The sequence below is a fragment of the Streptomyces caeruleatus genome (assembly GCF_001514235.1).
GTDB classification, from domain to species: domain Bacteria; phylum Actinomycetota; class Actinomycetes; order Streptomycetales; family Streptomycetaceae; genus Streptomyces; species Streptomyces caeruleatus.
Map to the genome: position 1 here is coordinate 222,315 of NZ_KQ948929.1, position 26,037 is coordinate 248,351.

The following is a 26,037-nucleotide window of genomic DNA, read 5'->3' on the forward strand; positions in this document are numbered from 1 at the left end:
CCGAGGAAAGGCACCGCATGGCCACCACTCCCGCGCACGACGCAGAGTCCGCCTACGACTACGTCATCGTCGGCGGCGGCACCGCCGGCTGTGTGCTCGCCGCCCGGCTGAGCGAGGACCCCGACTGCCGCGTCTGCGTCGTCGAGGGCGGCCCCAGCGATGTCGGCGACGAGCGCATCCTGCGTCTGCGCAACTGGATCAACCTGCTGGGCTCGGAGTTCGACTACGGGTACACCACCGTCGAGCAGCCGCGCGGCAACTCGCACATTCTGCACTCACGCGCGCGCGTGCTCGGCGGCTGCTCCTCGCACAACACGCTGATCAGCTTCCTGCCGCTGCCGCAGGACCTCGACGACTGGGTGGTCCGGGGCTGTTCCGGCTGGGACCCGGCACAGATCCTCCCCTACCGCGACCGGCTGCTCACGCAGATCGTCCCGGTCGCCGAGGCCGACCGCAATCCGATCGCCAAGGACTTCGTCACCGCGGCCGCCCGTGCGCTCGGCGTCCCCGTCGTCGACGACTTCAACGCCCGACCCTTCACCGACGGCACCGGCTTCTTCTCACTGGCCTACCAACCGGAGGGCAACCTGCGTTCCTCGGCGTCCGTCGCCTACCTCCACCCCGCCCTGGAGAGGCCCAACCTCACCCTGCTCCTGGAGACCTGGGCCCACCGGCTGCTCACCGACGAGTCGGGGCGGCTGACCCGTGTGGTCGTCCGCGACGGCGACGGCCGGCCCGCCACCGTGCGTGCCGAGCGCGAACTTCTGCTGTGCGCGGGCGCCATCGACACTCCGCGGCTGCTGATGCTCTCCGGTATCGGTCCGGCCGACGAGCTGCGCGCCCTGGGCATCGAGGTAAGGGCCGACCTTCCCGGCGTGGGCGAGAACCTATTGGACCACCCGGAGTCGGTGATCGTCTGGGAGACGGCCGGTCCGCTGCCGCCCAACTCCGCGATGGACTCGGACGCCGGCCTGTTCCTGCGTCGCGACACGCGCCAGCCGCGCCCCGACCTGATGTTCTACTTCTACCAGGTGCCCTTCACCGTCAACACCGAACGTCTGGGCTACCCCGTGCCGCAGTACGGAGTGTGTATGACGCCGAACGTGCCGCGGGCCCGCTCCACCGGCCGGATGTGGCTGCGCAGCGCCGACCCGGCCGAACACCCGGCCCTGGACTTCCGGTACTTCACCGACCCCGACGGCCACGACGAGCGCACCATCGTGGAGGGGCTGCGGGTCGCCCGCGAGGTCGCCGCGACCGACCCGCTGCGCGACTGGCTCCTCCGGGAGGTCGCGCCCGGGCCGGACGTCGTCACCGACGCGGACCTGTCGGAGTACGGACGGCGTGCCGCGCACACCGTCTACCATCCGGCGGGCACCTGCCGCATGGGCGCCCCGGACGACCACATGGCCGTCTGCGACCCGGAGTTGAGGCTGCGAGGCGTCGACGGCGTACGTATCGTCGACGCGTCGGTGTTCCCGACGATGCCCACCATCAACCCGATGGTGACGGTCCTGCTCGCCGCCGAACGCGCCGCCGACCTGATCACCGGCCGCCCCGGGCCCGCGGATCGGGGGGCCGCGCAGTGACCGGTCCGCAGCCTCCCGCACCGGCGTCCGGCGCCCCCGGCGGGGAACCCGGCTCGGAGTTCCGCAAGGACATGGGCCCGTGGGCGAACTTCGCCCTCGGCTTCACCTACCTCTCCCCGGTGGTGAGCACCTACACCCTCTTCGGCACGGCGCTCGCCGAGGGCGGACCACCGATGATCTGGGCGTTCGTGCTCGCGGGCTGCGGCCAGTTCCTGGTCGCGCTGATCTTCGGCGAGGTCGTCGCGCAGTACCCCATCGCCGGCGGTGTCTACCCCTGGGCCCGGCGGCTGTGGGGCAAACGCTGGGCGTGGATGACCGGCTGGGTGTACATGTGGGCGCTGCTGGTGACCATCACCTCGGTCGCCTACGGCGCCGGGCCCTACATCGCCATCCTCTTCGGCTTCAAGACCTCCGTGCACAACACCGTGCTGTGCACGGCGGTGCTCATCGTGGTCGCCGTCCTCATCAACTACATGGGCACCAAGGCCTTGTCGGTGTACGTGTCGAGGAGCGAGAGCGCGGCGGCCCGGACGTCGGCCGATGGGGTCCGGTCCGCGGTCCGCCGTAGGCCGGGCAGCGCTTCGGCGAGGCCGATCAGCGCGTTGTGCGTCTTCCAGACGGTGTGCGGGTCGGCGGCGAGGTGGGCGACCAACGCCCGGGCCACGGAACGGCGTTCCCAGGGGCGGAGTCCGTGGTCAACCAGCGCTTCCAGACCGTCCACCGCGCCCGCGCGCACCTGGCCGTCGCCGTCGTCCAGCAGGGGAAGCAGCAGCCATACGGCGTCCCATCGGCCCGCCTGCCCGATGGCTTTCGCGACCGCCGCACGCGTACGGCCGGGCAGCGCGGGGTCGTTGGCGGCGGTGCGCAGGACCCCGGCGGCGGCCCGGGTCCCGGCGGCTCCCAGCGCGTACGCGGCGGAGGTGCCGGCGGCGGCATCGCCGAGCCATCGTGTCGCGGGCCCGGTCACGCGTTCCTCTCCGCGCCGACCGAGGCCACCCAGCAGCGCGGCCGCGACGTTCGCGTCCCGTTCCGTCTCCAGTGCCCCGATCAGGGCGTCCCGCGTCCGCGTGGCCTCGACGTCGAACAACCGGGCGGCCACCGCGATCCGCACCTCGGCGGACACGGCGTGGAGCCCCGTGACCAGTGCGTCGTGGAGGCGCTCGGCCACTTCCCGGGAAGCAGTTCGAGAGCCCGTACGCGAGCGGCGTCCGCGCCCTGCTCGGCCGTACGCAGCACCTCGGCGCTGACGGCCGGGTCGTCCAGGAGGCGGTACAGCAGAACGCGGGCGCGTCCCCACACGGCTGGGTCCTCGTCGCCCAACAGGGCCACCAGCGCGGGAGCGTGCCCCGGCAGGCCCAGGGCTCCCAGACCGTCGAGGGCGTTGATCCGCAGGTGCCGGTCAGGGTCGCGGAGCAGACGTGCGTAGGCGTCCACGGTGGCCGGGCCGTCGAGCCCGAGCCGGATCGCGGCGCGCGAGGCGCGGCGCCGGACCCACGGGTCCTCGTCGCCCATCAGAGCGGGCAGCGCCGCACGGCCCGCCTCGGCGACCCCGAGTCGGCCGAGGCCCGCGGCCACGGCCTCACGCACCTCGGGCGCACGGTCGTCGGCCGCTGTGACGAGCACCCACGCGTGCTCGTCCCGTCCGGCCCTGCCGAGCCCTTTGGCCGCGGCCGCTCGCCGCCAGGTGTCGCCGTCCTTCAACTCCCGCAGGAAGAAGGCGATCTGCTGTTCCGATCCCATGAACACCCCGACGAATTGGACTGGTGAGTCGGCCGGAGGTTGTACCGGAGCAGATCCGTGGGCGCGTTGACGTAAGAAGCAGACCGCGAACTCCATATTCCTGCCCGATTCCGGGCAGGAATATGGAGTTTCGATGTCTGGGGGACCTAGGGTGATCGCTCGTGATCACCCGCTTCGGCGTCCTCGTCCGAGCGGGCCGCTTCAGCATCACCCGGGCGAAAGGGGCAACACATGCGCTCGCTTCCCACCGACGCGGAGGCCGTGGTCTTCGACTGCGACGGTCTCCTGGTCAACACCGAAGACTGCTGGACCGTGGCGGAAACGGCGATCTTCGCCGGACACGGCCTGCCCTTCGGCCCCGTACAGAAGGCCCTGGTCCTCGGCCGCACCCTGGAAGCCGCGGGGCAGGCCATGGCCGACCACTTCGGGCGGCCCGGCGCCGCCGCGGAGATCTGTGCCGAACTCGTCGAAAGGGTGCGCGGCGAGCTCGCCCGGGGCGCCACGGCCCTTCCCGGAGCAGTGGAGTTGGTGCGCGCCTGCCGGACGCGTGTCCCCATAGCGGTGGCCAGCAACAGCCCACGCGAGCTCCTGGACCTCGCCCTCGAATCGGCCGGGCTCATGGACTGCTTCACCCACACGTTCGCCGCCGACGAGGTGCGCTCCCCCAAGCCCGCACCGGACCTCTACCTCACGGCCTGCGCCGCACTCGGCGCCGCCCCGAACCGCTCCGTCGCCTTCGAGGACTCGGCCACCGGCATCACCTCCGCACGCACCGCCGGCCTCCACGTGGCCGTCGTCCCGTCCCTCCCCGGGAGCGACCTCGACCACGACTGGCTGGGCACCAGCCTGGCCGATCCCCAGCTGCTGGGCTGGGCGAGGGGGCTGGGCCGCCGGGACTCCCTGGCCCGCCGGCCACTCGCACCGAGGCTTGCGTGACATGCTGGGTAGACGACTGGACCCGGGCGCACCCAGAGGTGGAGGACGCGATGGACTGGGCTCGGTTCGCGGAGGACATGGCGGCGATGGCGCGGGACCTTCTCGCCCAGGAGTCCGTCGATGCCACCCTGGAACGGATCACCCGCTCGGCGACGGAGCTGGTGGAGGGCTGTGACGCGGCCGGCATCCTGGTCCTGACCGGCGAGAAGGTCCATACGCTGGCCCCCAGCGACGAACTGGTCACGGCGAGTGACCAGCTTCAGGAGCGGTTGAGGGAGGGGCCCTGCTTCGACGCCGCCCGTACCAAGGAGGGCGAGCGGGTCTTCCGTATTCCGGACTTCACCCGGGAGCAGCCGCGCTGGCCGGCCTTCGCCCCGCAGGCCAACCAGCTCGGGGTGGGCAGCATGATGGGTTTCCTGCTGTACACCGCGGACGAGGAACTCGGGGCCCTGAACGTCTACTCCCGCAAGCCGGGCGCGTTCACCGAGGTCAGCGAGCTGGCCGGCTGGCTGCTGGCCTCCCACGCCGCCGTCGCCTTCTCCAGCGCCCGCACCCACTCCCAGATGGAACGGGCGGTCGCCACCCGCCACATCATCGGCGAGGCCATGGGCATCCTCATGGGCAGCCACCACCTCACCGAGCAGCAGGCGTTCGACACGCTGCGCCGGTACTCGCAGGAGAACAACGTCAAGCTCCGTGAGGTCGCCCGCCGGATCTGTGAGTACGGCAGCCTGTCATGGCCCGCGGGCGGCTCCCCCAGCTCGTGGTCTGAACCAGAGGAGCCTGGCCGGGCCGGCCCCCAAGGGGAACGCAGCTCAGCCCGGCCTAACCGCCAAGTCCCCAGCCTCACGGGTTTCACGCGGTCCGACCGCAGGCATTGTCGGCTCCCGGACCGTGCCTCAGCCGTGAGGTGGCTGTCAGCGACGTCTCACCAGGGCGCGCCGGCCCGCTTCTCGGAGGACGAGGTCGGCGGTCTCCTCGGCGGTGAGGGCCGCGCTGTCCGGCCACCATCCGGCGTCGCCGAGCTCGCGCCGCATCCCGGCTTCGAGATCCTCGTAGCCGTCGAAGGCGAACTGCTCGGAGAGGAAGAAGTCCAGCTGCTCTCGGTCGGGGCTCACCCAGTCGATCACGGGGGTGAAGCCCGCGTCGGAGAAGTGTCCGCCAGGCTGCACAGGTTGCGGTTGCAGAGCTCCACCTGCCGCGCCGCCTCCTCGGCGGGTTCCCCGAGGGGCCCGACGCGACCGCTGACGATCAGCCTGCCGACGAGGGCCGGGCCGAGTGCGGCAGGCGTTCGGTGAGGAGCCGGGTCCCCGTCGGCTTCCCCGGCGATCCGCCCGCTGGTCACCGTGCAGAAGGACGTCATGGAGCACCACGGGCAGAAGCTCTTCTACTTCACCGACGCCGACGGCTACGTCATCGCCGTCACACAGAAACAGACCTGGTAGCCCCGCGGCAGAGCCGCACGAATGAAAGCCGCTACTCGGACGGAGGTCTCGGGTGCGGTTCGGCCACGGAGTCGGCCGGCGCTCCCCGAGGATCTTGGTCGTCCGTTCGTGACCGACCCTGACGAGGAGCGGAAGTATGTCCCATCGCCCTGCCCGACCCGTGCCGCGTTCCCGCCTGATCACCTGGTGGGCGACGATCGGGGCCGTCACGGCTCTGGCACTCGGTCTCCCGGGCACCGCGGGCGCGGCTGCCGGCCCGATCCCGCCCCCGGGGGCCGTCGCCGCCCCCGCGGCCCTCATCCGGGGAACCCTCCAGCCGGACACCCCGCCGCCGGGCGCCAACGACTGGACGTGCCGGCCGACCGCCGCGCACCCCCGGCCCGTCGTCCTGCTGCACGCGACCCTGACGAACGCTCACATGAACTGGGGCATGCTGTCGCCCCAGCTCAAGGACGAGGGTTACTGCGTCTTCGCGCCGAACTACGGCGGCAAACCGGGAGTTCCGTTCAAGGCGACCGGCCATGTCCCCGACTCGGCCCGCGAGATCGCCCGCTTCGTCGACCGGGTGCTCAAGGCGACCGGTGCCCGGCAGGTCGACCTGGTGGGGCACTCCCAGGGCGGCGGCGTACTGCCCCGCTGGTACCTGCGCTTCGAAGGCGGTACCAACCCGGCGAAGCCGTCGCGCAACAAAGTACGCAGGCTCGTCGGACTGGCCCCGTCCAACCACGGCGCCTCCGTGTCCGGTCTGGGCACCCTCACCACCGCGCTCGGCCTCAACGCGACCGTGTCCGCCGTGGCGGGGCAGGCGTACGCGGACCAGATGGTGGGGTCCGAGGTGAACAGGAAACTGGACCGGGGCGGCGACACCCAGCCGGGCGTCGACTACACGGTCATCGCGACCCGGTACGACGAAGTGGTCACGCCGTACTCCAACCAGTTCCTCACGGCGGGGCCGGGCGCGAAGGTGCGCAACATCACGATCCAGGACGTCTGTCCCCAGGACCTCTCCGAGCACATCTCGATCGCCTACGACTCCAACGCCATGCGGCTCGTACTCAACGCCCTGGATCCCGCGCACGCCGAGCCCGTGGACTGCCGGCTCTCGGCACCCCTGCTGGGCGGCTGAAACGTCGGCCGCTCACCCGGTTCGCGGCGTGCCACACCCCGCCGGTTCGACCTGGGCCCGCCTCTTGTGGAGAATCAAGGTCATGAGCGAGAACGTCTTCTTCAAGGTTTCGGCTGGTGGCAAGGACCTCGGCCGCATTGTCTTCCGGCTGTTCGACGACGTCGTGCCCAAGACGGCACGCAACTTCCGTGAGCTGGCGACCGGTCAGCACGGCTTCGGGTACAAGGGTGCCCCCTTCCACCGGGTCATCCCGGAGTTCATGCTCCAGGGCGGTGACTTCACCAACGGCAACGGCACCGGTGGCAAGAGCATCTACGGTGAGACGTTCGCGGACGAGAACTTCCAGCTGAAGCACGACAGGCCGTTCCTGCTCAGCATGGCCAACGCGGGCCCGGGCACCAACGGCTCGCAGTTCTTCATCACCACCGTGGTGACGCCGTGGCTGGACGGCAAGCACGTCGTCTTCGGCGAGGTCGTCGAGGGCGAGGACGTGGTCAAGGCCGTCGAGGCGCTGGGCACCCGCTCCGGCTCGACGAGCACGAAGATCGTCATCGACGACTGCGGCGTCGTCGTCTGACCCAGCCGTAGCGCATATCCGGTCCACTCAGGTCCGTCAGGCCCGCACCGCGGGGGCCTGACGGACCTGTTCCTTTCCCGTTCCTCTTCCCGGCCGGTCGGCGGGCCGTCCGGGGTCAGTGCGACTCACGGCTCACCTCCGAACCGCTGGATCCGAGCAGGAAGTCGAGGTCGGCGCCGGTGTCGGCCTGGAGGACGTGGTCGACGTAGAGACGTTCCCAGCCGCGCCGCGGACGGGCGTAGGCGTCGACCGTGGCCGCGCTCGGGCTTCTGCGGGCGAGCTCGTCGGCGGGTACGTCGACGTCGATACGGCGGGCCTCGACGTCCAGGACGACGAAGTCCCCGGTGCGGACGAGGGCCAGCGGTCCGCCCGCCGCCGCTTCCGGCGCCACGTGCAGGACGACCGTGCCGTACGCCGTGCCGCTCATCCGGCCGTCGCAGACGCGGACCATGTCACGGACGCCCTGTTCGAGGAGCTTCTTCGGCAGGGGCATGTTGGAGACCTCGGGCATGCCCGGGTAGCCCTTGGGGCCGCAGCCGCGCAGGACGAGGACGGAGTCGGCGTCGATGTCCAGGTCCGGATCGTCGATGCGGGCGTGGAAGTCCTCGATGGAGTCGAAGACGACGGCCCGGCCGCGGTGGCGCAGCAGGTGCGGGGACGCGGCGGCCGGTTTGACGATCGCGCCGTCCGGGGCGAGGTTGCCGCGCAGGACGGCTATACCGCCCTCGGCGACCAGGGGTTCGGTGCGGGTGCGGATGACGTCCGTGTCCCAGATCGGGGCGTCGTCGAGCGCGTCGACCAGGGGTTTGCCGGTGACGGTGAGGGCGTCGGGGTCGAGCAGGTCGCGGACCTCGCGCAGGACGGCGAGCAGGCCTCCGGCACGGTGGAAGTCCTCCATGAGGAAGCGGCCGGCCGGCTGGAGGTCGACCAGGACCGGGACCCGCGAGCCGATGCGGTCGAAGTCGTCGAGGCACAGGTCGACGCCGAGCCGGCCGGCGATGGCCAGGAGGTGGACGACGGCGTTGGTGGAGCCGCCGACGGCGGCCAGGGCGACGATCGCGTTGTGGAAGGACGCCTTGGTGAGGAAGGAGCCGGGCCGCCGGTCGGCGCCCACCATGTCGACGGCCAGGCGGCCGGTGTGGTGCGCGGCCTCCAGCAGCCGGCTCTCGGGTGCCGGGGTCCCGGCCACACCGGGGACGACCGTGCCGAGGGCCTCGGCGACCAGGGCCATCGTGGAGGCGGTGCCCATGGTGTTGCAGTGGCCCCGGCTGCGGATCATCGCCGACTCGGAGCGGGTGAACTGCTCCTGCGAGAGGGTGCCCGCGCGGACCTCCTCCGACAGTCGCCACACGTCGGTGCCGCAGCCGAGGGGCGTTCCGCGGAACGTCCCGGTCAGCATCGGCCCGCCGGGCACGACGACGGCGGGCAGGTCCACCGAGGCGGCGGCCATCAGCAGTGACGGGATGGTCTTGTCACAGCCGCCCAGCAGGACGACGCCGTCGATGGGGTTGGCCCGCAGCATCTCCTCCGTGGCCATCGCGGCCATGTTGCGCCAGAGCATGGCGGTGGGCCGTACGTTCGTCTCGCCGAGCGAGACCACGGGCAGGTCCAGCGGGATGCCGCCCGCCTCGTACACGCCGTCGCGGACCGAGGAGGCGACCTCGTCGAGATGGGCGTTGCAAGGAGTCAGGTCCGAGGCCGTGTTGGCGATGGCGATCTGCGGCCGGCCGGTGAAGGCGTCGGCGGGTACGCCTCTGCGCATCCACGCGCGGTGGATGTAGGCATTGCGGTCCTGACCCTCGTACCAGTGTGCGCTGCGCAGCCTCACCATGGGACCTCTTCCAGCAGTCGGTACGGAGGTCTACAGTCTGGAACGCCATGGAGCATACGCAGCCGCACGGCGGATCGACAGACCCCGGCGACGGCCCGCCAACTGCCGTCGACGGCAACCGTCTTGTGGGCTCGGACCGGGTGATCGCCGTCCTGAAGGAGCTCGCCCGGTATCCCGGCGGTGTGGGGCTGGAGGAGCTGACGCGGGTCGTCGCCAGCCCCAAGCCGACCGTTCACCGGGCGCTCGGTGCGCTGCGGCGGCCCGTACTGGACGCGCTGGCGCGACGGTTCGGCGAGACCGCGCACTGCGCGGTGCTCGACGGCCGCGAGGTCGTCTACCGCGCCAAGGTGGACCCGCCCACCGGCGCCGTCCGGCTGACGTCGGCGATCGGCGGGCGCAACCCCGCGCACACCACCGCCGTCGGAAAACTGCTGCTCGCCCGGCGGCTTTGCACCGTGGAGCAAGTCGAGGCGTGGATCGGCGGCTCCCCGCTGGAGCGTCGTACAGCACGCTCCCTGTGCACGGCCGCCGCGCTGCACCGCGAACTGACGGCCACGCGCGAGAGGGGCTACGGCATCGACGACCAGGAGAACGAGACCGGCGTCAACTGCCTCGCGCTCGCCGTCTATCCCACCTCGCCCACGGTCCCGGCGGGGGCCGTGAGCGTCAGCGCCCTGGCCTACCGGACCCCGCTGGACGCCCTCGTCGACGCCCGTGACGAGATACGCGCCGTACTCGGCCCGCTCGGCGAACCCGGCTCCTGACCTTGGAGAGCGACCGTCGTGTCCTTCATACGCCGCACCGCGGAGGTCGTCTCATGCGCGCGTTCGTCCTGACCGCCCCCGGCGCATACGAGGTCCAGGAGCTTCCGGCGCCGGTGGCCGGGCCCGGTGAGGTCGTCGTCGACGTCGAGCGGGTCGGCGTGTGCGGCACCGACATGGAGTTCTTCACCGGTGCCATGGCCTATCTGCATCAGGGACACTCCCGCTATCCGATGCGGCCGGGGCACGAGTGGGCCGGGCGGGTGGCGGCGGTCGGCGCCGGTGTCGACGCCGGCTGGACCGGACGCCGTGTCATGGGTGACACGATGCTCGGCTGCGGCAGCTGCCGACGCTGTGTCCGGGGCCGTCAGCACGTGTGCGAGCAGCGCCAGGAGGTCGGGATCCGGGGGGCGCGGGCCGGGGCGCTCGCGGAGCAACTCGCGGTACCGGCAAGGTCGTTGCATGCCCTGCCCGACTCGGTCGACGCCGTACTCGGCGCGCTCGTGGAGCCGGGCGGCAACGCCCTGCGCGCGGCCCGGGCGGCCGCCGCCGGGGCCGGGGACCGTGCTCTCGTCCTGGGGCCCGGGACCATCGGCCTCCTGGTCGCGATGTTCCTGCGGGCCACGGGCGCGGAGGTCCATCTCCTGGACCGTGCCGATGCCTCCCCCATGTTCGCCCGGGAACTGGGATTCGAGCACGTGTGGGACGAGCACTCCCTTCCGGATCTGCCCTTCGACGCGGTCGTCGACGCCTCCAACGCGGCCCATCTGCCGCGGAAAGCCCTGGAGTTGGTCGAGCCGTCCGGCCGTCTCGTCTACATCGGGCTGGCCGGCGAGCCGAGCCGGATCGACACCCGTACGCTCGCGCTGAAGGACGTGACGGCGGTGGGCATCCTCTCCGCCTCCCCCGGCCTGGACGCCACCATCCAGGCCTACGCTTGCGGAACGGTCGATCCCCGCCCCCTCGTCGCGGCCACCGTCGGCCTCGACGAGGCCGGCCCCGTCCTCGCGGGCGCGCGACCGGAGGGCGCCGGTCCCGGCCCCAAGGTCCATGTTGACCCCCGGCTCTGATGTCCACGTCCCGCCGACAGGCGTCCGGCACCGGCACCGGCACCGGCACCGGCACCGGCACCGGCACCGGCAGTGAACGTCACCGGACGAACTCAGCCGCCGTCCACGGCTCCCCCGGTCCGACCCGGGTGCGGACGCGATGGCGGAAGACGAGCAGGCTGGCGAGGGTCGCGCCCGCGAACCAGGTCAGCTGGACACCCAGGTCCTGCAGCGGAACCGCGGTGGAGAATCCCGCGGCGGTGCCGGTCTGCATGGCTCCGTACGAGGGCAGCCAACGGACCAGCGGGCTGTCGGCTTCGGAACTCATGACGGGATTCTGCAGCGCGAGATCGATGATGCTGGTCATCACGATGGCGAACATGCCCTCGACTTCTCGCGTCAGCACGGAGCCGAACCCCACGCCGAGGGCGCCGTAGGTCAGGGCGGCGCAGAACAACGCGGCGAACAGCACCAGGGGTTGCCTGGGTGACAGCGTGAGGAACGTGACCGCGGTGGCGTACGCCGAGACCGCCGCGGCTGCCAGGGCGAGAGCGGCCACTTTGGCGAGGACGAGGTGCGGCCAGGGGTAGCCGGCCAACGCCAGGCGCCGGTCGAAACAACTCCGCTCGAAGGTCGCCGCGAACATCATGAACCCCGCGATCAGGGTGACGGCGTTGAGTGCCCCGCTGATCGCGGTCAGCTCGTTCCCCGCAGGCGTCAACCACTGACCGGTGGCCCGCAGACGCACCGGCGACGGCGTCTCAGGCATCGCCAGATACGTCAGGGACGTCCACAGGGGCAGGAAGACGGCGACGAGCGCCAGGGCGAACCGGTTGCGGGCGTGTTCGATCAGCGCGTATCGAGTCGCGGTGACGAGCAGGGCCAGATGACCCGTCACTGGGCGTCCACCGCCCCCGGCCGGAGCAGCCCGCCGCTCAGCGTCCACAACTCGTCCAGGCGCTCGGTGTCATAGGCCAGATGGGAGACGACGAGGATCGAACGGCCGGCATCCCGCAACCGCGCGGCGAGCTCCCAGAATCTGCGGTAGGTGTCCCAGTCGAAGCCCTGATAGGGCTCGTCCAGCAGCAGCACCTGCGGGTCATGCATGAGGGCCAGGGTGAGATTGAGTTTCTGCCGGGTTCCTCCGCTGAGTTCGCCAGCCCTTTCGTCCACATGGGATGCCAACCCCAGGGCGCTCATGATCCCTTCGGCATGGCGGACATGCGTGAGACGAAAAGCCGCCCTGAAGAAATGGAGGTGCTGTCGGACGGTCAGCGCGTCGTTGAGAACCGCGCGCTGAGGGCAGTAGCCGAAACGGCCCCTGTGGTGGACGGTGCCGTGACCCGGCCGGAGTTCACCGGCGAGAATCTTCATCAACGTGGTCTTTCCCGCGCCGTTCTCCCCGACGATTCCGGCGACGACCCCAGGCCGCAAGTGGAGGTCGACGCCGCGTAGGACGGTACGCCGACGGTAGGAGTGACGTACATCCCTGACCTCCACCAAACGCCTCCAGCTTGCTCAGCTCTCCCGTTCGTTTCTCCTCGCATTCACGCATGTCGTCAATGCGGCGCTCGGTGAACCCGCCGGCCGCCTCTGCCCGGAATTCCGCACCGGCGCACGCCTGACGATTATCCGATTCATGGTCCGTCCAGTTTTGTGCCACTGCCCGGTGAGCATGTCATTTCGCGATGCCTCAGGAGGTCACATGGTCGCGCCGGCAACGGCTTCGCAGCAGCTCGACATGACCGCAATCCGACTCACCGTGGAAGACGCCCTCTTCGCATTCCTCCAGCAGAAGGAATCCGGTCCGGACGGCCCCTTGCTGGGAAAGATGTTCGACGTGCTACGGGAATTCCTCGGGGGCGGCGGCAAGCGGGTACGGCCGCTCTACTGCTGTCTCGGCTGGAGTTCGGTGGCGAACGCTCCGATCGACTCCACGGTGCTTCGGGCAGCCGCGGGTCTTGAGCTGTTCCACACGTTCGCCCTCGTGCACGACGACTTGATCGACGGGTCGGAACGCCGGCACGACCGCCCGACCGCTCACCGCGTCTTCGCGGCGCACGGGCCGCAGGAGCGGGCCGCGTGGTTCGGGGAGAGCGCGGCCGTTCTGCTGGGTGACCTGTGCGAGGTCTGGGCGGCCGAACTGCTGGGCGGTCTGGGGGGCGGGGCGGAACAGGCGGTGGTCCGGGGCATTCTGGATCGCATGCGCGGCGAGCTGGTCCTGGGCCAGTACCTCGATCTGCTCGCCTCGGGTGACGACTGCGGCAGTGTGGACAGCGCGCTGCGGGTGATCCACTACAAGACCACGAAGTACACCGTGGAGCGCCCGATGCAGATCGGTGCCGCGCTGGCGGGCGCCGGCCCGGCTCATCTCGACGCCTGTGCCGCCTACGCCAGGCCGCTGGGCGAGGCCTTCCAGATGTACGACGACCTGGAGGACGTGGTCGTGGGCGGCAGCGGAGCGGGCACGGACGGGGGTGATCTGCGGGAGGGCAAGCACACGGTGGTCCTGGCGCTGGCCATGCGGCATGCCCGGCCGGAGGCGGCGGAACGCCTGCGCAAGCTGGTCGGTGACTCCTCCCTGAGCGAGCAGGACCTGGCGGAGGCACGTGCGTTGATCGCCGCGACGGGAGCGCCGGACATGGTCAAACGGATGGTCCTGGAACGCCGTCAACAGGCCCTGACCATTCTGGAAGGCGCTCCCTTCCACCCTGTCGCCAAGGAGGCCCTCAGACGGCTCACGGACCTCGCCGTGCCCGGGGTCCGGCAGTGGTGAGGCCCCTGGTGGCCGAGGCGGGCGAGCAGGTGGAGCTGGAGCAGGTGGAGCAGGTCGACACCGACGATCGTGTGCTGCGGATCGTGCGGCGTGACGACGCGGTGCGCGAGGGCTGGCTGCACCGCGTGGCCGGTGTGGTGTGCCGGGACGCCCAGGGCCGGGTTCTGGTCAACCGGCGGTCGGCGGACGTCCCTTGGTTCGCGGGCAAGTACGCGCCACTGATCGCCGGAGCGGTGCGGCCCGGGGAGAGCTACGCGCATGCCGCGAGCCGTGAGCTGCGTGAAGAACTCGGTGTCCGGGCCTCGGTGCGGCACTTGTTCAAGTTCATCTGCTCAGGCGCCGTCGGCCCGTACTGGTTCGGGATTCATGAGGCGGTGCTGACCGACGCCGTGGTGCCGGACTCGCGGGAGATCGCGTGGAGCGGCTGGCTGACGCTCGCCGAGTTCCGGAGCGCGGCGACCCACTGGCCGCTCGTGCCGGATGCCGGGGACGCGTTCGAGCGCTACCTCACGAGGGGTGAATGATGCCTTACTTCGACGACGCGTCCGAGGTCTACCAGTACCTGGGCGGGGTCTTCCGGGCGGCGGACTCCCACCCGGAGGTGGGGCCCCGGCTTCGGGCCTCCCGGCTCACCTTCCGTATCGACTACTTTTCTCCGGCGGCCATCCTGACGGTCCGGATGCTGCCGGAGGGGATCGAGGTCGTCGAAGGGGCGACGGACGTACGGCCGGACGTGCGGTTGGCCATGTCCGCCGACAACGGTGACCGCTTCTGGCGCGGCGAGTACAACGCCGCGGTCGGCCTCGCCACGGGCGAGGTCCGTGCCCGGGGGCCAGTGAGCAAGCTTCTCGGTCTGTTGCCCCTGGCCAAGCCGGTCTTCCCGCTCTACCGGGAGATGATCGCCGCCAAGGACCGGAAGGCCGGGCGGTGAAGCAGACCCTGAGTGCGCGTCGGACCGCGACGGCGTCGGTCGCCCTGCAGCACGCACCCGGCGGTCCCTTCTGTCTGGAAACCGTGGAGCTCGGCCCGTTGGCCGCCGACGAGATCCTCGTACGGACGGCCGGGGTGGGCGTGTGCCACACGGACTGGACGGCGGCGGCCGGCACGGTACCGCTGCCGACGCCCTTCGTCCTCGGGCACGAAGGCGCCGGGACCGTGACGGCGGTGGGTGCGCAGGTGAGCACTCTGGCCGTCGGCGACCAGGTCGTGTTGAGCTTCGACGCGTGCCGGTCCTGCCCGCAGTGCACGGCGGGCCATCCCGCCTACTGCGTCCTGTCCGCCGCCCTGAACTACACCGGCACCCGACCGGACGGCACGACGACGATAAGTCTCAAGGGACGTCCCGTGCACGGCAGTTGGTTCGGCCAGTCCTCCTTCGCCACGCACGCCGTCGCCAGCGTCCGCAACGCCGTCAAGGTCCCGCCCGGCCCGGACGGCCTGCCTCTCGACATCCTCGGTCCGCTCGGCTGCGGCCTGCTGACCGGCGCCGGAACCGTCTTCCGCGTACTGCGCCCGAGCCCGGGACAGAGCATCGTTGTCTTCGGGCTCGGCACGGTCGGGCTGAGCGCCGTCATGGCCGCCGCCGTGGCCGGCTGCGATCCCCTCGTCGGCGTCGACCCCAACCCTGTTCGCCGCCACCTGGCGGAGGCTCTGGGGTGCACGCACACCCTCGACCCCGCGGCGTCAGAGGACATCGGGTGGTCCCTCGCGGAGATCACCGGCCTGGGAGCGGACTTCACGGTCGACACGGTCGGCTCCGGGACGGTCGTCCGCCAGGCGCTCGAAGCCCTGCGCACTCCCGGTTCCTGCGCGACGCTCGGCCTCCAGTCCCTGGAGAACGACATCACCATCGATCAGGGCCACCTCCTGATGGGCCGCACCCTGACCGGCGTGATCGAGGGAGACGCGGAGCCGCGCGTACTCATCCCTCACCTCATCGAGCTGTGGCACCAGGGGCGCTTCCCGTTCGACCGGCTCGTCGAGCGTTTCCCGTTCCAACGCGTCGAGGACGCCGTGGACGCGGCCCGCAGCGGGAAGGTCGTCAAGCCCGTGCTCGTCTTCGACTGACCGGACGGGACGGCGTCCGCTCCCCCCTCATCCCGCACCACGACCGTGTCCGCGACCGAACGGGCAGGAGGCCCCGCCAGTGCAGGAAGTTCCGCACGCCCTGATGTACATCGACGGAAAGTGGATCGACAGCCCGGACCGCTACGAGATCCACAACCCGGCGACGGAAGAACTCGTGGCGACCCTCGCCAAAGGCCGTCGTGAGCACGTCGACCAAGCGGTCGCCGCCGCGCGGTCGACGTACGAGGAGAGGACCTGGCGTGCCACACCGCCCGCGGAACGGGCAGCCGTGCTGCGCGAAGCGACCGACCGCCTGGTGCGCCGTTCCGAAGAGCTGGTCCAGACGCAGGTCAGGGAGAACGGCGCTCCTGTGCGGCTGGCCGAGGCACTGCACATCGGGACGTCACTGGCCCATCTCCGCTACCAGGTGTACCTGGTGGAGCGCTACGACTTCGAACGGCCCTCGGCCATGCTCTCGCCCGTGCTGGCGGCCGGGCTGGTCCGGCGCGAGCCCCTCGGTGTCTGCGCCGCCATCGTGCCGTGGAACTTCCCGCTGGTGCACGCGGGCTGGAAGGTCGTCCCCGCACTGGCCGCGGGCAACAGCGTCGTCATCAAACCCGACGAGCGGGCCCCGCTCACCATCGTGGAGCTCGTACGCGAACTCGAAGCCGCGGGCCTCCCACCCGGAGTCCTCAACCTCGTCACGGGCGACGGCCCCGAGGTCGGGGGACGGCTCGTCGAGCACCCGGACGTCCGCAAGATCGGCTTCACCGGTTCCACCCGGGTCGGCCACGACGTACTGCGCCGAGCCTCGGGCGGTTTCAGGCACCTCACGCTGGAGTTGGGAGGCAAGTCGGCCAACATCGTCCTGGAGGACGCCGATGTCACGACCGCCGTGGACGGGGCCCTGTTCGCGTGCATGGCCTTCTCGGGTCAGATCTGCGCGGCCGGAAGCCGGCTGCTGCTCCCCGACTCCCTGCACGACACGTTCGTGGACAAGTTGCTCGAACGAGTCGGGGCCCTGCGCATCTCCGACCCGCTGGACCCGCTGACCGACCTCGGCCCGCTCATCTCGCGGGCCAACCGGGATCACGCGCTGGCCTGTGTGTCCTCCGCCGTCGGCCAAGGCGCCCGCATCGTCCACGGCGGCAAGGTGCCGTCCGGTCCGGGGTTCACTCGCGGGCACTGGATGGAGCCCACCGTCCTCACCGACGTCACCCCGGACATGCGGATCGCCCATGAAGAGGTCTTCGGGCCGGTCCTGGCGGTCATGCGGTACCACACGGTCGAGGAGGCCGTGGAGATCGCCAACGGTACCGAGTACGGTCTGGCCGCCGGTGTCTGGAGCCGCGACAACCAAGCCGCACTCGACATCGCCGAGCGCCTGGAAACCGGTGTCGTGTGGATCAACGACTGGTACGCGCTCCCGCCCCACTTCCCCCTCGGCGGCTGCAAGGAGAGCGGGATCGGCCGGGAGAGCGGCGAGCACGCCCTCGACGAGTACACACAGCCGAAGGCCGTCTCGATCGACCTCTCCGGCGGGGTGGAGGCCAAGCTGTACTCACTGCTGCTCGGTACGCAGTCCCCCTGAGGCCTTCCCGGCCTGGTCCCACCACCACGAGATGCTCGGATACGGCAGCGGATCGGCGTCGTCGCTCGAAGGCCGGTCCGCCCAGCAGCCGGAGAGCGGGGCGACACCACTCGCCGCTGCCGCGTTCGAGGGCGTCCCCGTATGGCGCGGAGCCGTCAGCCCCCATTCCACGTGCCCGCGCAGGGCCTGGCCCAACTGCTCCAGAACGTAGCGAAGCGGCACCGGGGCGCCGACCAGAAGCTGCTCCCGCAGCCTCAGGAACAGCCGCATGACGCGGTCCCGTACCTTCATCGTCTCCTCGACGGCATGCTGGACGGAGAGCCCTCGCGTCACCTGCAGAACGTTGATCAGATTCAGGTCGTGCACGGATTCCTTGCGGTACGAGAACAGGTCGTTGTCGAGGGCACCGACCATTCCGGCGCTCTCCAGGCAGGCCAGCACCGCCGGGGACTGCCACGCGTCGTCCGTCAGCGGCTCGGACCCGCACATTTCGATGAGCACGATGGTGAGGTGGCCGGCCACATCGTCCAGCCGAACGGACATGTACTGGTCCTCGGTGAGGGGGACGGGGCCGTGCAGGGCGTTGATGCCGCGGACGGCGCCCGCGAAGCAGCGCCTCATCTCGTGGGTCAGTCGGCCGACCCGGCCCGGAGTGCTCTCCTTCCTGAGCCGGTTCATCACGTCGACGAGGGCCAGCGTGTACGGGTCGTCCGCCCCGGTGACCCGGTAGCCGGGCGATTCCATGACCCGCATGACGCGTCCCGCCTGCTCGATGATCCCGCCGAAACCGCCTGCCGACGGGGAACCGTCGAACAGCAGGTCCTCCGCGAGCAGCACCAGATGGGCGAAGCACGTCAGCGTCCGGAAAACGTTCTCGTTCTCCGGCTGCGGAACGAGCCAACCCATCAGCCGGTGCACCTCCGCCTCCCGGATCCGGGCGAGGGTCGTCGGGTCGCCACACAGCCCGTGGGACGTCATCCACTCCACGGCGTCAGCCCCTGCCGCTTCGGCCAGCGGGCTGCACGCTGCCGGCAGGGGGCAGTAGAACGGCGGAAGGCTGAACTCGCGTGCATTCTGCATGGCCACAGCGTCCCGTCGCCGGCTCGACGTCGGCAGAGCGCACGGACTCACTTGGTTGAGTAGTGCTACGAACGTGCACCACGGCCGAGTTCAAGAACATCTGCTGAAGCTCGGCGTCTTGACCCCGCCTCGCAACGGCGCGTACAACATCCCCCAGCAGAAAGCGTTTACTACAACATGTCTTCGCCCCGATCGAGCCGCGCACCGCCGCGGCACTCAACGGAGAGGCCCCAGCACGATGAGAACCTCACAGGACCGAGACGAGTCCACGGCCGGCAGAGCGGGCGACTCGGCGGCGCTGTCGCGGCGGAGGATGCTCAAGGGCACGGCCGTCGGCGTCGGGATGGCGGCCGTGGGGGTCGGCGCGGCCGGCCAGGCCCACGCGGTAGAGGCGCGGCGCTCCTGCGACGCGACCGCCCGCATGGCCGGCAACTCCATCACCCTCTCCCTGGTGAACGGCACCCTCCACTGGTCGGCCGAGCGCCACGGCAGGACGGTCGTCGCCACCTCCGCCCTGGGCCTCCGGCTGAGCGACGGGACCGTCCTCGGCGAGGACGTGACGGTGACGGGAAGCCGGAGGGAGAACGTCCACCGCGTCTGGTCGCCCGCGTACGGGCGGGACGCGCGGGCCGTCGACCACTACCAGGAGCAGCGCTGGGACCTGCGGGACAGGCTCTCGGGGATCCGGTTCGGGGTCCGCGTCCGGGCGTACCGGACCGGCGTCGCCCTATGTTACGTACTGTTGGACGAGGGCACGGCGACCATCGCCGACGAGCTGACGACGTTCGTCTTCCCGGACGCCACCACCGTCTACAGCGCCCGCGACGAGAACGCCTACGAGCTGGTCGCGCCCGACGCGATACCCGTCACGGGAGCGTCCGGCACCGACAACGGCCCTCTCACCGACCTGCCGCTCACCGCCACGCTCGCCAACGGGCTCATCGCCTGTGTCTGCGAGTCCTCGCGGGTGAACTTCCCGCGGCTGATGCTGAGTTCGGTGCCGGGGCAGCCCAACACCCTGTCGGCCTTCCTCATGGAGCACACCGCCCGCGGTACCGGCCCCGTCGAGCCGACCACGACCGTCACCACGCCGTTCGCCACGCCCTGGCGCGCGCTCGTCATCGGCTCCACCGACGCCGAACTCGTCGACAACGCCGAGCTGGTGCTCAACCTGGCGCCGGAGAGCGTCCTCGAGGACACCTCGTGGATCAAGCCGGGCAAGGTCTTCCGCTGCGAGCTCAGCACCGCCGCCGGTACGGCGGGCGTCGACTTCGCGGTGGCGCGCGGCCTTCAGTACATCGAGTACGACGCCGGGTGGTACGGCCCGGAGTTCTCCACCCTCGACGCGACGAAGCCCATCGCCGCCATCGATCTGCCGTCGGTGATCTCGTACGCCACGAGCCGGGGCATCGGAGTCTTCCTCTACGTCAACCGGCTCGCCCTGACCGACGCGGACGCGCTGTTCGGCCTGTACAAGAGCTGGGGCGTCGCGGGGATCAAGCTCGGCTTCATCAACGACGGCACGCGGTCGATGACCGACCAGATCGTCGAGTGGGCCGCGAGGGCCGCCAAGTACGAGCTGCTGATCGACATGCACGACGACGTCCGGCCGTTCGGCTTCGAGCGGACCTATCCGAACTACGTCAGCCTGGAAGGCGTCCGGGGCAACGAGCAGTTCCCGTCCGCCACACACAATGTGACGCTGCCCTTCGCCCGCAACGTCGGCGGGCCGATGGACTACACGATCTGCTACGGCCAGTCGCGCAACAAGACGACCAACGCCCACCAGATGGCGATGGCCGCGGTGTACTATCAGCCCCTCAACTTCCTTTTCTGGTACGACAAACCGTCCAAGTACAACAACCCCGCGAACTGGCCCGGGCTGCCCTGGTTCAACGCCGTCCCCACCACCTGGGACGAGAGCCGGACCCTGGCCGGGGCGATCGGCGAGTACGTGGCCGTCGCCCGGCGCGACGGCGGCACCTGGTACCTCGGGGCGATGACGAACGAGACGTCCAGGACCCTGTCGCTCCCGCTGTCCTTCCTCGGCGGCGGAACGTACACGGCGACGATCTACTCTGACGGGACGCCGGGCACCAACCCGTACCAGACGCCCGTCGTGGTCAGCACCCTGAGTGTCACCTCGGAGACCACGCTGGACGTGGCCATGGCCCCGGCCGGCGGCCAGGCGGTCATCATCAGGCCGAACTGAGACTCCGCGGCCTCCTGGCCGGCCTCGTACCTGCTCCCCCGCTCGAAGATCACGACACGTACGCTCGTGTCCATGGTTGAGCATCGGACAGTTGACGTGAACGGCATTCGGCTGCACATCGCCGAGCAGGGCAGCGGACCGCTGGTGGTGCTGTTGCACGGATTCCCGGAGTCGTGGCACTCCTGGCATCACCAGTTCGGTCCGCTGGCCGACGCGGGCTTCCGGGTGGTCGCCCCGGACCAGCGCGGATACGGGCGCAGCGACCACCCCGAGGACGTGGACGCGTACACCATCCTCCATCTGGTCGGCGATGTCGTCGGACTGATCCACGCCCTGGGTGAGGAGAAGGCATACGTGGTCGGGCACGACTGGGGTGCGCCGGTCGCCTGGCACACCGCGCTGCTGCGGCCCGACATGGTGCTCGGGGTGGCCGGGCTGAGCGTGCCGCCGCCGTTCCGGGGGACGCGTCCTCCGCTCGCGACCATGGAGGAGCGGTTCGGCGGCCGGTTCTACTGGAACTACTTCAACCGTCCCGGGGTCGCCGACGCCGAGTTCGCGCGGGACACCCGTACTACCCTGCGGAAGTTCTTCTACTCGGCGTCCGGCGACGCCCCCGGCACCGCCGAGGGCAGGCAGCCGCTGGTCGACCCCGAGCGCGGCTGGCTCGCGGCGATGCCGGATCCCGAAGTGCTGCCGGCGTGGCTCACCGAGGACGACCTCGACGCGCTCACCGAAAGCTTCTCGCAGGGCTTCACCGGAGCCCTCAACTGGTACCGCAACCTCGACCGCAACTGGGAACTGACCGCCGCGTGGCACGGCTCCGTCGTCACCTCACCCGCCCTGTACATCTACGGCGACCGCGACCTGGTCCCCGCCTTCCCCGGCACCCCCGAACTCATCGAGAAGCTCCCCGAACTCATGCCCAACCTCCGGCGCGAGCCCCTGGAGCTGGCGGGCTGCGGGCACTGGACCCAGCAGGAACGCCCGGACGAGGTGAACGCGGCGCTCATCGAGTTTCTCAAGGGTTGCTCGTGACGGATGCTCACAACCGGACGAGGACCACAGGGCGGACCGCAGCTGATTGCGGTGGACGTACGGGGGTGGTGAGCCGTATCTTCCGCATACCGTGCGCGAGGTTCTGGGGAGGACCGCGCACGGTTCTGTTGGATACCTGACACGGGGGGACTACTCCACCATGCTGTGCACGCGATGCCGCCGCTTCGAGGCGGCACCGGACGGGGTCGTCTGCGCCCACTGTGCCGCGGCCGGGGCGCCGCTCATGGCACCGCCGCACGGCCACAACGCCTGGCTGAGCTCGCCCGTCGGCCTCGGCAGGGCCGTCGCCGCACTGCTCGGCCTGGTCATCGCCACCGACCTGTTCGCGGTCTGGGCGGACGTCATGTCGTACGACGTGCTGGGCGCCCTCATGGACGGCGAATACAGCGAGGCCGTGCAGCGCAGGGCCGATCGGGCGGACTCGCTCTACGCGGCGGCCGGTGTCGCACAGACGGTCGCCCTTCTGGCCACAGCGGTCGTCTTCCTGGTCTGGTTCCACCGGGTGCGGGTCAACGCCGAGGTGTTCGATCCGTTCGGGCACCGCAAGAAGCGCGGCTGGGCCGTGGGCGCCTGGTTCGTGCCGTTCGTGAACCTGTGGTTCCCCCGCCGTATCGCGGTGGACATCTGGGATGCCAGCAGCCCCTGGGACAGGGGCCGGCCGCACGGGCTCCTGAACGGCTGGTGGACGGCCTGGGTGATCAGCCTGCTGGCCGGCCGGCTCGCCTCCACCTCGTACCGCAACGCCGAGACGGCTCCGGAGATTCGGCGAGCCATGGGGCAGGTCCTGTTCGCTGACGTGGTCGACATCGTCGCCGCCGTCCTCGCCATCCTCTTCGTCCTCGCGCTGACCAGGATGCAGGACGAGAAAGCCCGCAGCGGTCCGGGCTCGGCCGCGCCCGTCTCCTCCTGACCTCGGGTTCGCCCGACCTCGGGTCGGCTCGGCGCTGGGAGCCGTCGGCAGCTACGAATCCGCCGGGCGGGTAAACCCGTAGGCACGCTCGACCTTGGCCACGTGGAGCGAGAACGAGGCGTACCAGTGCTCGCGTCCGTACGCACGGGCCAAGGCGTGCTCCGCGTGCTCCCGCCAGGCGGAGATCGAGTCCTCGTCCCTCCAGTACGACACCGTGACGCCCAGGCCGTTGGCACCGCGAGCGGCATCGACGCCGAGGAATCCCGGCTGGTCGGCAGCCAGTTTCATCAGGCGCTCGTCCGTGTCCCGATAGCCGTTGTCTCCGGCGGTCCGCACGGCGGTGAAGACCACGGCGTAGTAGGGCGGGTCGGGCAGTGACGCGGGCGTGGGATCGGGCGCGGGATCGGTCACGGGGGTCCTCCAGCCGACCGTTGACGATGTGTACGCCTGGTCCATATATCGACAGGGCGAGGTGCTGACAACACCCTCATCCGCCCACCAGACCACCCAAGTCCTCGTGCCCCACGCCTGGTGCGCTGAGCGCCAGCCAGCCGTGGCCGCGTACCCGGGTGCCGGCGCCGACGCGGTTGGGGTCCAGGGAAAGATGGGAGGAGGCGGTGAGGGCGTCCGCCGTGCCCTCGTCGGGGTGGGCGTCGTCGTGCTCCGGGTCGAAGTCCTCGTCGTCGACGCGCAGGTCTTCCCATGGCAGCGGCTCGCCGACCCACTCGGGGTCGTCCTCACGCGCGTACCGGCGTCGGATGCGGCCCTGCTCTGCGACCGCCCAGATGTTCGAGCCTCCCGCTTCGTCCTCGAAGAACATCTGGGCCGCACCGCAGTGGGCGCTCAGCCGTTCCAGCGCGCTCATCCACTCGTCCCAGTCGACACCGACCGCGACGTCGAGGTTCCCGGTGATCAGCCGCCAGCCGTCCAGTTCCGGTGTGACGAACACCGGATACGCTCCTCGTCTGTTCGGCAGCAGCGCCACGTCCGCTCCTTCCCCGAGCGTGACGGGGAAACGGTCATGCAGGTCCAATGCTGTGAACAGGCCCTCGTAGCGCTCGCCGGGAACCGCGTACCACCAAGTCTCCGAGGAGAGCGGGGCAGGTTCTTCGTAGCAGGCCTTCAGCAGATCCCGGCGGGCGAGCAGCGTCCTGTCGCGCTCGCCCAGACGGTCGGTGAATCCGGCTTCCAGCAAGGCACCAAGCCTGTTCTCGATCATGAGTCAGCAGCATAGAGCGGGTCACTGACAAGGGGTCTCCGCTGGCACGCCACTGACAGCGGAGTCGGAGAGGCGCTTGGCCGGTTCAGCAGGAGCCGACCCATTCGATCTTCTCGACATGGCGCTCGATGAAGCTGGCGCTTTCACCGGGCTCCACGAGGGGACTGTCCGTCTTGTGGTAGGTCAGGCAGTCGGTGTGCTTCGTGTTCGGGGACGACGGATAGTGGAACGTGTACCGGACGTGGTCGGCGCCGGGGTAGCGCTTGCCGTTGTTGAAGACCGCCTGAGTGGAGAACTCGCCTCCGTACCAGTTGCCGGCCGTCTTGAAGACGATGTCCGAGTTGACGCTCGTCGTCCGGTAGAAGCAGACGTAGCCGGACGGGCAGCCGTAGAGCGTCGCGGACGGGCTTGCCTGCGCGGAACCGGTTCCGGCCAGGCCGGCAGCCATGGCGAGCGCGCCTGCTGCGGCGAGGACGCCGAAAGTTCGGTTGGACATGAGTTCCCCCCTCATGGCGGTGGCTGAGTTCGCCCATCGTCCACCGGGCTCGGGCGCGGGGTGAACCTGCCTATTCAGAGGTTCCGGTGCGCGGACGCCGGTGGTAACGCTCAAGGGCGTCGGGCGCGCGCACGCCGGCTTCGGCTGTCGCCGCGAGTTCCACCGTGATGCGGAGCCCGCCCTCGGAGCGTGCGGTGAGGGTGAGGGTTCCGTCGTGTGCGTGGGTGATGGTCCTGACGATCGCCAGGCCGAGGCCGACGCCCGCGTGGTCGGTGTGTACGCGTTCGGTGCCCCGCTGGAAGGGTTCCGTGAGGGTCGAGGCCAGCTCTGGAGTCAGCTTCTCGCCGGTGTTTTCGACCGTGAGCGTCACGGTGTCCGGGCCGGCGCGGGTGGTGACCCGTACGGTGCCGTCTTCGGGCAGGTTGTGGACGACGGCGTTGTGGAGTCGGCGCGTATCGCCGGCGTATCGAAAACCGCATACGTGCCGGCGACGCCGTGCTGCCTTGACTGGCGTTATGACTCGACTCATCCGCCGGGACACCGGCTCCGGTGGCCGGCGTGCGCGCATCAGCCGGGTGGTCCGCAGCGGCTTCCGGCCGGGGCCCTGGAAGCGCGAGCTGGTGCTCGCCGTGCCGGCGCTGCTGCTCGGACTGCTCCTGCTTCTGCACACGCAGGTCACGGACCGCGGGGGCCTCGGCAGCCTGGTGGAGACCTTCCTGCCCTCGTTCGGGCTGTTCGTCCCGGTGCTGCTGGCCGCGGCGTTGTGGCGCCGCTCCGCCTCCGCGGTGGTCGCGCTGCTGCTGCCGGTCCTGGTGTGGCTGCACCTCTTCGGCGGGCTGCTCGGCGACAGGTCGCACTCCGGCGGCGACCTCACGGTCGTCAGTCACAACGTCGGCGCCGACAACCCCGACCCGGCCGGCACCGCCCGTGACCTGGCCGCCTCCGGGGCGGACGTGCTGGCCCTCGAAGAGGTGACCGAGGACGCCAGGGGCGCGTACGAGAAGGTGCTGGCGCAGGCGTACCGGTATCACACGGTGCAGGGCACGGTCGGGCTGTGGAGCAAGTCGCCGTTGTCGGACTCCCGGGCGGTCGACATCGAGCTGGACTACGGGCCGCTGGCGGACACCAAGCCGGCCGACGTCAAGCTGGCCTACGCCCGGGCGCTGCGCACCACGGTGGCCACGCGGAAGGGTCCGCTGGCCGTGTACGTGGCCCATCTGGGGTCGGTACGGGTGTTTCCCCGCAACGGCTTCTGGACGGACAGCCGGGATCGTGGCGCGCAGGCGCTCGGCAAGGCCCTCGCCGAGGAGCGGAACGAGCGGGTGGTGCTGCTCGGCGACCTGAACGGCACGACGGACGACCGGGCGTTCGACGGCCTCACCTCGCAGCTGCGCTCGGCCCAGGAGGAGGCCGGGGACGGCTTCGGCTTCAGCTGGCCGGCGACGTTTCCGGTGGCGCGGATCGACCACATCCTGGTCCGCGGTGTGGAGACCACGAGCTCGTGGGTACTGCAGGCCACGGGAAGCGACCATCTGCCGGTGGCGGCCGGAATCAGCTGGTGAACCGATCAGCTCGA

Annotated in this window: 24 protein-coding genes and 3 pseudogenes; 17 read left to right on the forward strand and 10 right to left on the reverse strand. The window is 70.4% G+C overall.

What is annotated here, in order from left to right; translation table 11 throughout:
- The first annotated feature begins 17 nt into the window (after positions 1–17).
- Both AQJ67_RS19320 and AQJ67_RS45305 read left to right on the forward strand, forming a co-directional pair.
- On the forward strand, positions 18–1,589 hold the full coding sequence (locus AQJ67_RS19320) for a GMC family oxidoreductase (RefSeq protein ID WP_062720245.1): 1,572 nt from the start codon (positions 18–20) through the stop codon (positions 1,587–1,589).
- Between the two features lie 71 nt (positions 1,590–1,660).
- A pseudogene (locus AQJ67_RS45305) lies at positions 1,661–2,023 on the forward strand (amino acid permease); the annotation flags it as partial.
- Between the two features lie 35 nt (positions 2,024–2,058).
- Here AQJ67_RS45305 and AQJ67_RS46840 read toward each other — a convergent pair.
- Both AQJ67_RS46840 and AQJ67_RS19330 read right to left on the reverse strand, forming a co-directional pair.
- Positions 2,059–2,712 carry a hypothetical protein gene (locus AQJ67_RS46840; RefSeq protein ID WP_062720246.1) on the reverse strand — a complete coding sequence of 218 codons (654 nt, stop codon included), beginning with the start codon at positions 2,710–2,712 and terminating at the stop codon, positions 2,059–2,061.
- Positions 2,637–3,329 (reverse strand): HEAT repeat domain-containing protein, encoded by a 693-nt coding sequence (locus AQJ67_RS19330; protein ID WP_062720247.1) that lies wholly within the window; start codon positions 3,327–3,329, stop codon positions 2,637–2,639. The genes AQJ67_RS46840 and AQJ67_RS19330 overlap by 76 nt, the downstream gene beginning before the upstream one ends.
- 231 nt (positions 3,330–3,560) lie before the next feature.
- Here AQJ67_RS19330 and AQJ67_RS19335 point away from each other — a divergent pair, with 231 nt between their 5' ends.
- The 4 genes and pseudogenes from AQJ67_RS19335 (at position 3,561) to AQJ67_RS19350 (ending at position 7,413) form a co-directional block, all read left to right on the forward strand.
- Positions 3,561–4,265 carry an HAD family hydrolase gene (locus AQJ67_RS19335; RefSeq protein ID WP_062720248.1) on the forward strand — a complete coding sequence of 235 codons (705 nt, stop codon included), beginning with the start codon at positions 3,561–3,563 and terminating at the stop codon, positions 4,263–4,265.
- A 50-nt stretch (positions 4,266–4,315) separates the two neighbouring features.
- Positions 4,316–4,999: pseudogene (locus AQJ67_RS19340) on the forward strand (GAF and ANTAR domain-containing protein); the annotation flags it as partial.
- A gap of 847 nt (positions 5,000–5,846) precedes the next feature.
- Positions 5,847–6,836 (forward strand): esterase/lipase family protein, encoded by a 990-nt coding sequence (locus AQJ67_RS19345; RefSeq protein WP_062720249.1) that lies wholly within the window; start codon positions 5,847–5,849, stop codon positions 6,834–6,836.
- A gap of 82 nt (positions 6,837–6,918) precedes the next feature.
- Positions 6,919–7,413: a peptidylprolyl isomerase gene (locus tag AQJ67_RS19350; protein WP_062720250.1), complete on the forward strand. Its 495-nt coding sequence runs from the start codon at positions 6,919–6,921 to the stop codon at positions 7,411–7,413.
- Positions 7,414–7,528: 115 nt separating this feature from the next.
- Here the strand turns inward: AQJ67_RS19350 and AQJ67_RS19355 are convergent, their stop codons facing one another.
- Positions 7,529–9,244 carry an IlvD/Edd family dehydratase gene (locus AQJ67_RS19355; protein ID WP_208614997.1) on the reverse strand — a complete coding sequence of 572 codons (1,716 nt, stop codon included), beginning with the start codon at positions 9,242–9,244 and terminating at the stop codon, positions 7,529–7,531.
- 47 nt (positions 9,245–9,291) lie between these two features.
- Here AQJ67_RS19355 and AQJ67_RS19360 point away from each other — a divergent pair, with 47 nt between their 5' ends.
- Positions 9,292–10,008, forward strand: coding sequence for an IclR family transcriptional regulator (locus AQJ67_RS19360; RefSeq protein WP_062720251.1), 717 nt, complete (start codon positions 9,292–9,294; stop codon positions 10,006–10,008).
- A gap of 53 nt (positions 10,009–10,061) precedes the next feature.
- Positions 10,062–11,075, forward strand: a complete 1,014-nt coding sequence (locus AQJ67_RS19365) for a zinc-dependent alcohol dehydrogenase (protein ID WP_062720252.1) — start codon at positions 10,062–10,064, stop codon at positions 11,073–11,075.
- A 79-nt stretch (positions 11,076–11,154) separates the two neighbouring features.
- On the opposite strand, the gene AQJ67_RS19370 is transcribed toward AQJ67_RS19365, so the two are convergent.
- Positions 11,155–11,952, reverse strand: a complete 798-nt coding sequence (locus tag AQJ67_RS19370; RefSeq protein ID WP_208614998.1) for an ABC transporter permease — start codon at positions 11,950–11,952, stop codon at positions 11,155–11,157.
- Positions 11,949–12,554: an ABC transporter ATP-binding protein gene (locus AQJ67_RS19375; protein ID WP_062720253.1), complete on the reverse strand. Its 606-nt coding sequence runs from the start codon at positions 12,552–12,554 to the stop codon at positions 11,949–11,951. Before AQJ67_RS19375 ends, AQJ67_RS19370 begins: the two co-directional genes overlap by 4 nt.
- 241 nt (positions 12,555–12,795) lie before the next feature.
- Here AQJ67_RS19375 and AQJ67_RS19380 point away from each other — a divergent pair, with 241 nt between their 5' ends.
- From AQJ67_RS19380 to AQJ67_RS19400, 5 genes are all read left to right on the forward strand, one after another.
- Complete coding sequence (locus AQJ67_RS19380) at positions 12,796–13,830, forward strand: polyprenyl synthetase family protein (protein ID WP_159058796.1); 1,035 nt, start codon at positions 12,796–12,798, stop codon at positions 13,828–13,830.
- On the forward strand, positions 13,824–14,354 hold the full coding sequence (locus tag AQJ67_RS19385) for an NUDIX hydrolase (RefSeq protein ID WP_244190518.1): 531 nt from the start codon (positions 13,824–13,826) through the stop codon (positions 14,352–14,354). The genes AQJ67_RS19380 and AQJ67_RS19385 overlap by 7 nt, the downstream gene beginning before the upstream one ends.
- Positions 14,351–14,761, forward strand: a complete 411-nt coding sequence (locus AQJ67_RS19390) for a hypothetical protein (RefSeq protein ID WP_244190519.1) — start codon at positions 14,351–14,353, stop codon at positions 14,759–14,761. Before AQJ67_RS19385 ends, AQJ67_RS19390 begins: the two co-directional genes overlap by 4 nt.
- Positions 14,758–15,897, forward strand: coding sequence for an NAD(P)-dependent alcohol dehydrogenase (locus AQJ67_RS19395; RefSeq protein ID WP_208614999.1), 1,140 nt, complete (start codon positions 14,758–14,760; stop codon positions 15,895–15,897). The genes AQJ67_RS19390 and AQJ67_RS19395 overlap by 4 nt, the downstream gene beginning before the upstream one ends.
- 79 nt (positions 15,898–15,976) lie before the next feature.
- Positions 15,977–17,488 (forward strand): aldehyde dehydrogenase family protein, encoded by a 1,512-nt coding sequence (locus AQJ67_RS19400; RefSeq protein ID WP_244190520.1) that lies wholly within the window; start codon positions 15,977–15,979, stop codon positions 17,486–17,488.
- Here AQJ67_RS19400 and AQJ67_RS19405 read toward each other — a convergent pair.
- A complete protein-coding gene (locus AQJ67_RS19405; protein WP_159058797.1) occupies positions 17,459–18,568 on the reverse strand; it encodes a terpene synthase family protein in 1,110 nt (369 codons plus the stop codon). The two genes, AQJ67_RS19400 and AQJ67_RS19405, sit on opposite strands and share 30 nt — an antisense overlap.
- A 238-nt stretch (positions 18,569–18,806) precedes the next feature.
- Here AQJ67_RS19405 and AQJ67_RS19410 point away from each other — a divergent pair, with 238 nt between their 5' ends.
- From AQJ67_RS19410 to AQJ67_RS19420, 3 genes are all read left to right on the forward strand, one after another.
- Complete coding sequence (locus tag AQJ67_RS19410) at positions 18,807–20,780, forward strand: glycoside hydrolase family 97 protein (RefSeq protein WP_062720256.1); 1,974 nt, start codon at positions 18,807–18,809, stop codon at positions 20,778–20,780.
- Between the two features lie 72 nt (positions 20,781–20,852).
- Positions 20,853–21,815: an alpha/beta fold hydrolase gene (locus AQJ67_RS19415; protein WP_062720550.1), complete on the forward strand. Its 963-nt coding sequence runs from the start codon at positions 20,853–20,855 to the stop codon at positions 21,813–21,815.
- A gap of 160 nt (positions 21,816–21,975) precedes the next feature.
- Positions 21,976–22,746 (forward strand): DUF4328 domain-containing protein, encoded by a 771-nt coding sequence (locus AQJ67_RS19420; protein WP_062720257.1) that lies wholly within the window; start codon positions 21,976–21,978, stop codon positions 22,744–22,746.
- A gap of 51 nt (positions 22,747–22,797) precedes the next feature.
- Here the strand turns inward: AQJ67_RS19420 and AQJ67_RS19425 are convergent, their stop codons facing one another.
- The 4 genes and pseudogenes from AQJ67_RS19425 to AQJ67_RS19440 form a co-directional block, all read right to left on the reverse strand.
- Positions 22,798–23,157: an antibiotic biosynthesis monooxygenase family protein gene (locus AQJ67_RS19425; protein ID WP_062720258.1), complete on the reverse strand. Its 360-nt coding sequence runs from the start codon at positions 23,155–23,157 to the stop codon at positions 22,798–22,800.
- A gap of 76 nt (positions 23,158–23,233) precedes the next feature.
- Entirely contained in the window at positions 23,234–23,965 is a 732-nt protein-coding gene (locus tag AQJ67_RS19430; protein ID WP_159058798.1) for a hypothetical protein, read from the reverse strand.
- Between the two features lie 85 nt (positions 23,966–24,050).
- Positions 24,051–24,461: a hypothetical protein gene (locus AQJ67_RS19435; RefSeq protein WP_062720260.1), complete on the reverse strand. Its 411-nt coding sequence runs from the start codon at positions 24,459–24,461 to the stop codon at positions 24,051–24,053.
- A gap of 70 nt (positions 24,462–24,531) precedes the next feature.
- Positions 24,532–24,915: pseudogene (locus AQJ67_RS19440) on the reverse strand (sensor histidine kinase); the annotation flags it as partial.
- A gap of 61 nt (positions 24,916–24,976) precedes the next feature.
- Here AQJ67_RS19440 and AQJ67_RS19445 point away from each other — a divergent pair.
- Complete coding sequence (locus tag AQJ67_RS19445) at positions 24,977–26,023, forward strand: endonuclease/exonuclease/phosphatase family protein (RefSeq protein WP_062720261.1); 1,047 nt, start codon at positions 24,977–24,979, stop codon at positions 26,021–26,023.
- Positions 26,024–26,037: the final 14 nt, after the last annotated feature.

Coding starts and splice junctions, on each gene's coding strand:
- AQJ67_RS19320 (WP_062720245.1), top strand. CDS start 18: ATGGCCACCACTCCCGCGCACGACGCAGAGTCCGCCTACGACTACGTC.
- AQJ67_RS19330 (WP_062720247.1), bottom strand. CDS start 3,329: ATGGGATCGGAACAGCAGATCGCCTTCTTCCTGCGGGAGTTGAAGGAC.
- AQJ67_RS19335 (WP_062720248.1), top strand. CDS start 3,561: ATGCGCTCGCTTCCCACCGACGCGGAGGCCGTGGTCTTCGACTGCGAC.
- AQJ67_RS19345 (WP_062720249.1), top strand. CDS start 5,847: ATGTCCCATCGCCCTGCCCGACCCGTGCCGCGTTCCCGCCTGATCACC.
- AQJ67_RS19350 (WP_062720250.1), top strand. CDS start 6,919: ATGAGCGAGAACGTCTTCTTCAAGGTTTCGGCTGGTGGCAAGGACCTC.
- AQJ67_RS19355 (WP_208614997.1), bottom strand. CDS start 9,244: ATGGTGAGGCTGCGCAGCGCACACTGGTACGAGGGTCAGGACCGCAAT.
- AQJ67_RS19360 (WP_062720251.1), top strand. CDS start 9,292: ATGGAGCATACGCAGCCGCACGGCGGATCGACAGACCCCGGCGACGGC.
- AQJ67_RS19365 (WP_062720252.1), top strand. CDS start 10,062: ATGCGCGCGTTCGTCCTGACCGCCCCCGGCGCATACGAGGTCCAGGAG.
- AQJ67_RS19380 (WP_159058796.1), top strand. CDS start 12,796: ATGACCGCAATCCGACTCACCGTGGAAGACGCCCTCTTCGCATTCCTC.
- AQJ67_RS19390 (WP_244190519.1), top strand. CDS start 14,351: ATGATGCCTTACTTCGACGACGCGTCCGAGGTCTACCAGTACCTGGGC.
- AQJ67_RS19405 (WP_159058797.1), bottom strand. CDS start 18,568: ATGCAGAATGCACGCGAGTTCAGCCTTCCGCCGTTCTACTGCCCCCTG.
- AQJ67_RS19410 (WP_062720256.1), top strand. CDS start 18,807: ATGAGAACCTCACAGGACCGAGACGAGTCCACGGCCGGCAGAGCGGGC.
- AQJ67_RS19415 (WP_062720550.1), top strand. CDS start 20,853: ATGGTTGAGCATCGGACAGTTGACGTGAACGGCATTCGGCTGCACATC.
- AQJ67_RS19420 (WP_062720257.1), top strand. CDS start 21,976: ATGCTGTGCACGCGATGCCGCCGCTTCGAGGCGGCACCGGACGGGGTC.
- AQJ67_RS19430 (WP_159058798.1), bottom strand. CDS start 23,965: ATGATCGAGAACAGGCTTGGTGCCTTGCTGGAAGCCGGATTCACCGAC.
- AQJ67_RS19435 (WP_062720260.1), bottom strand. CDS start 24,461: ATGTCCAACCGAACTTTCGGCGTCCTCGCCGCAGCAGGCGCGCTCGCC.
- AQJ67_RS19445 (WP_062720261.1), top strand. CDS start 24,977: ATGACTCGACTCATCCGCCGGGACACCGGCTCCGGTGGCCGGCGTGCG.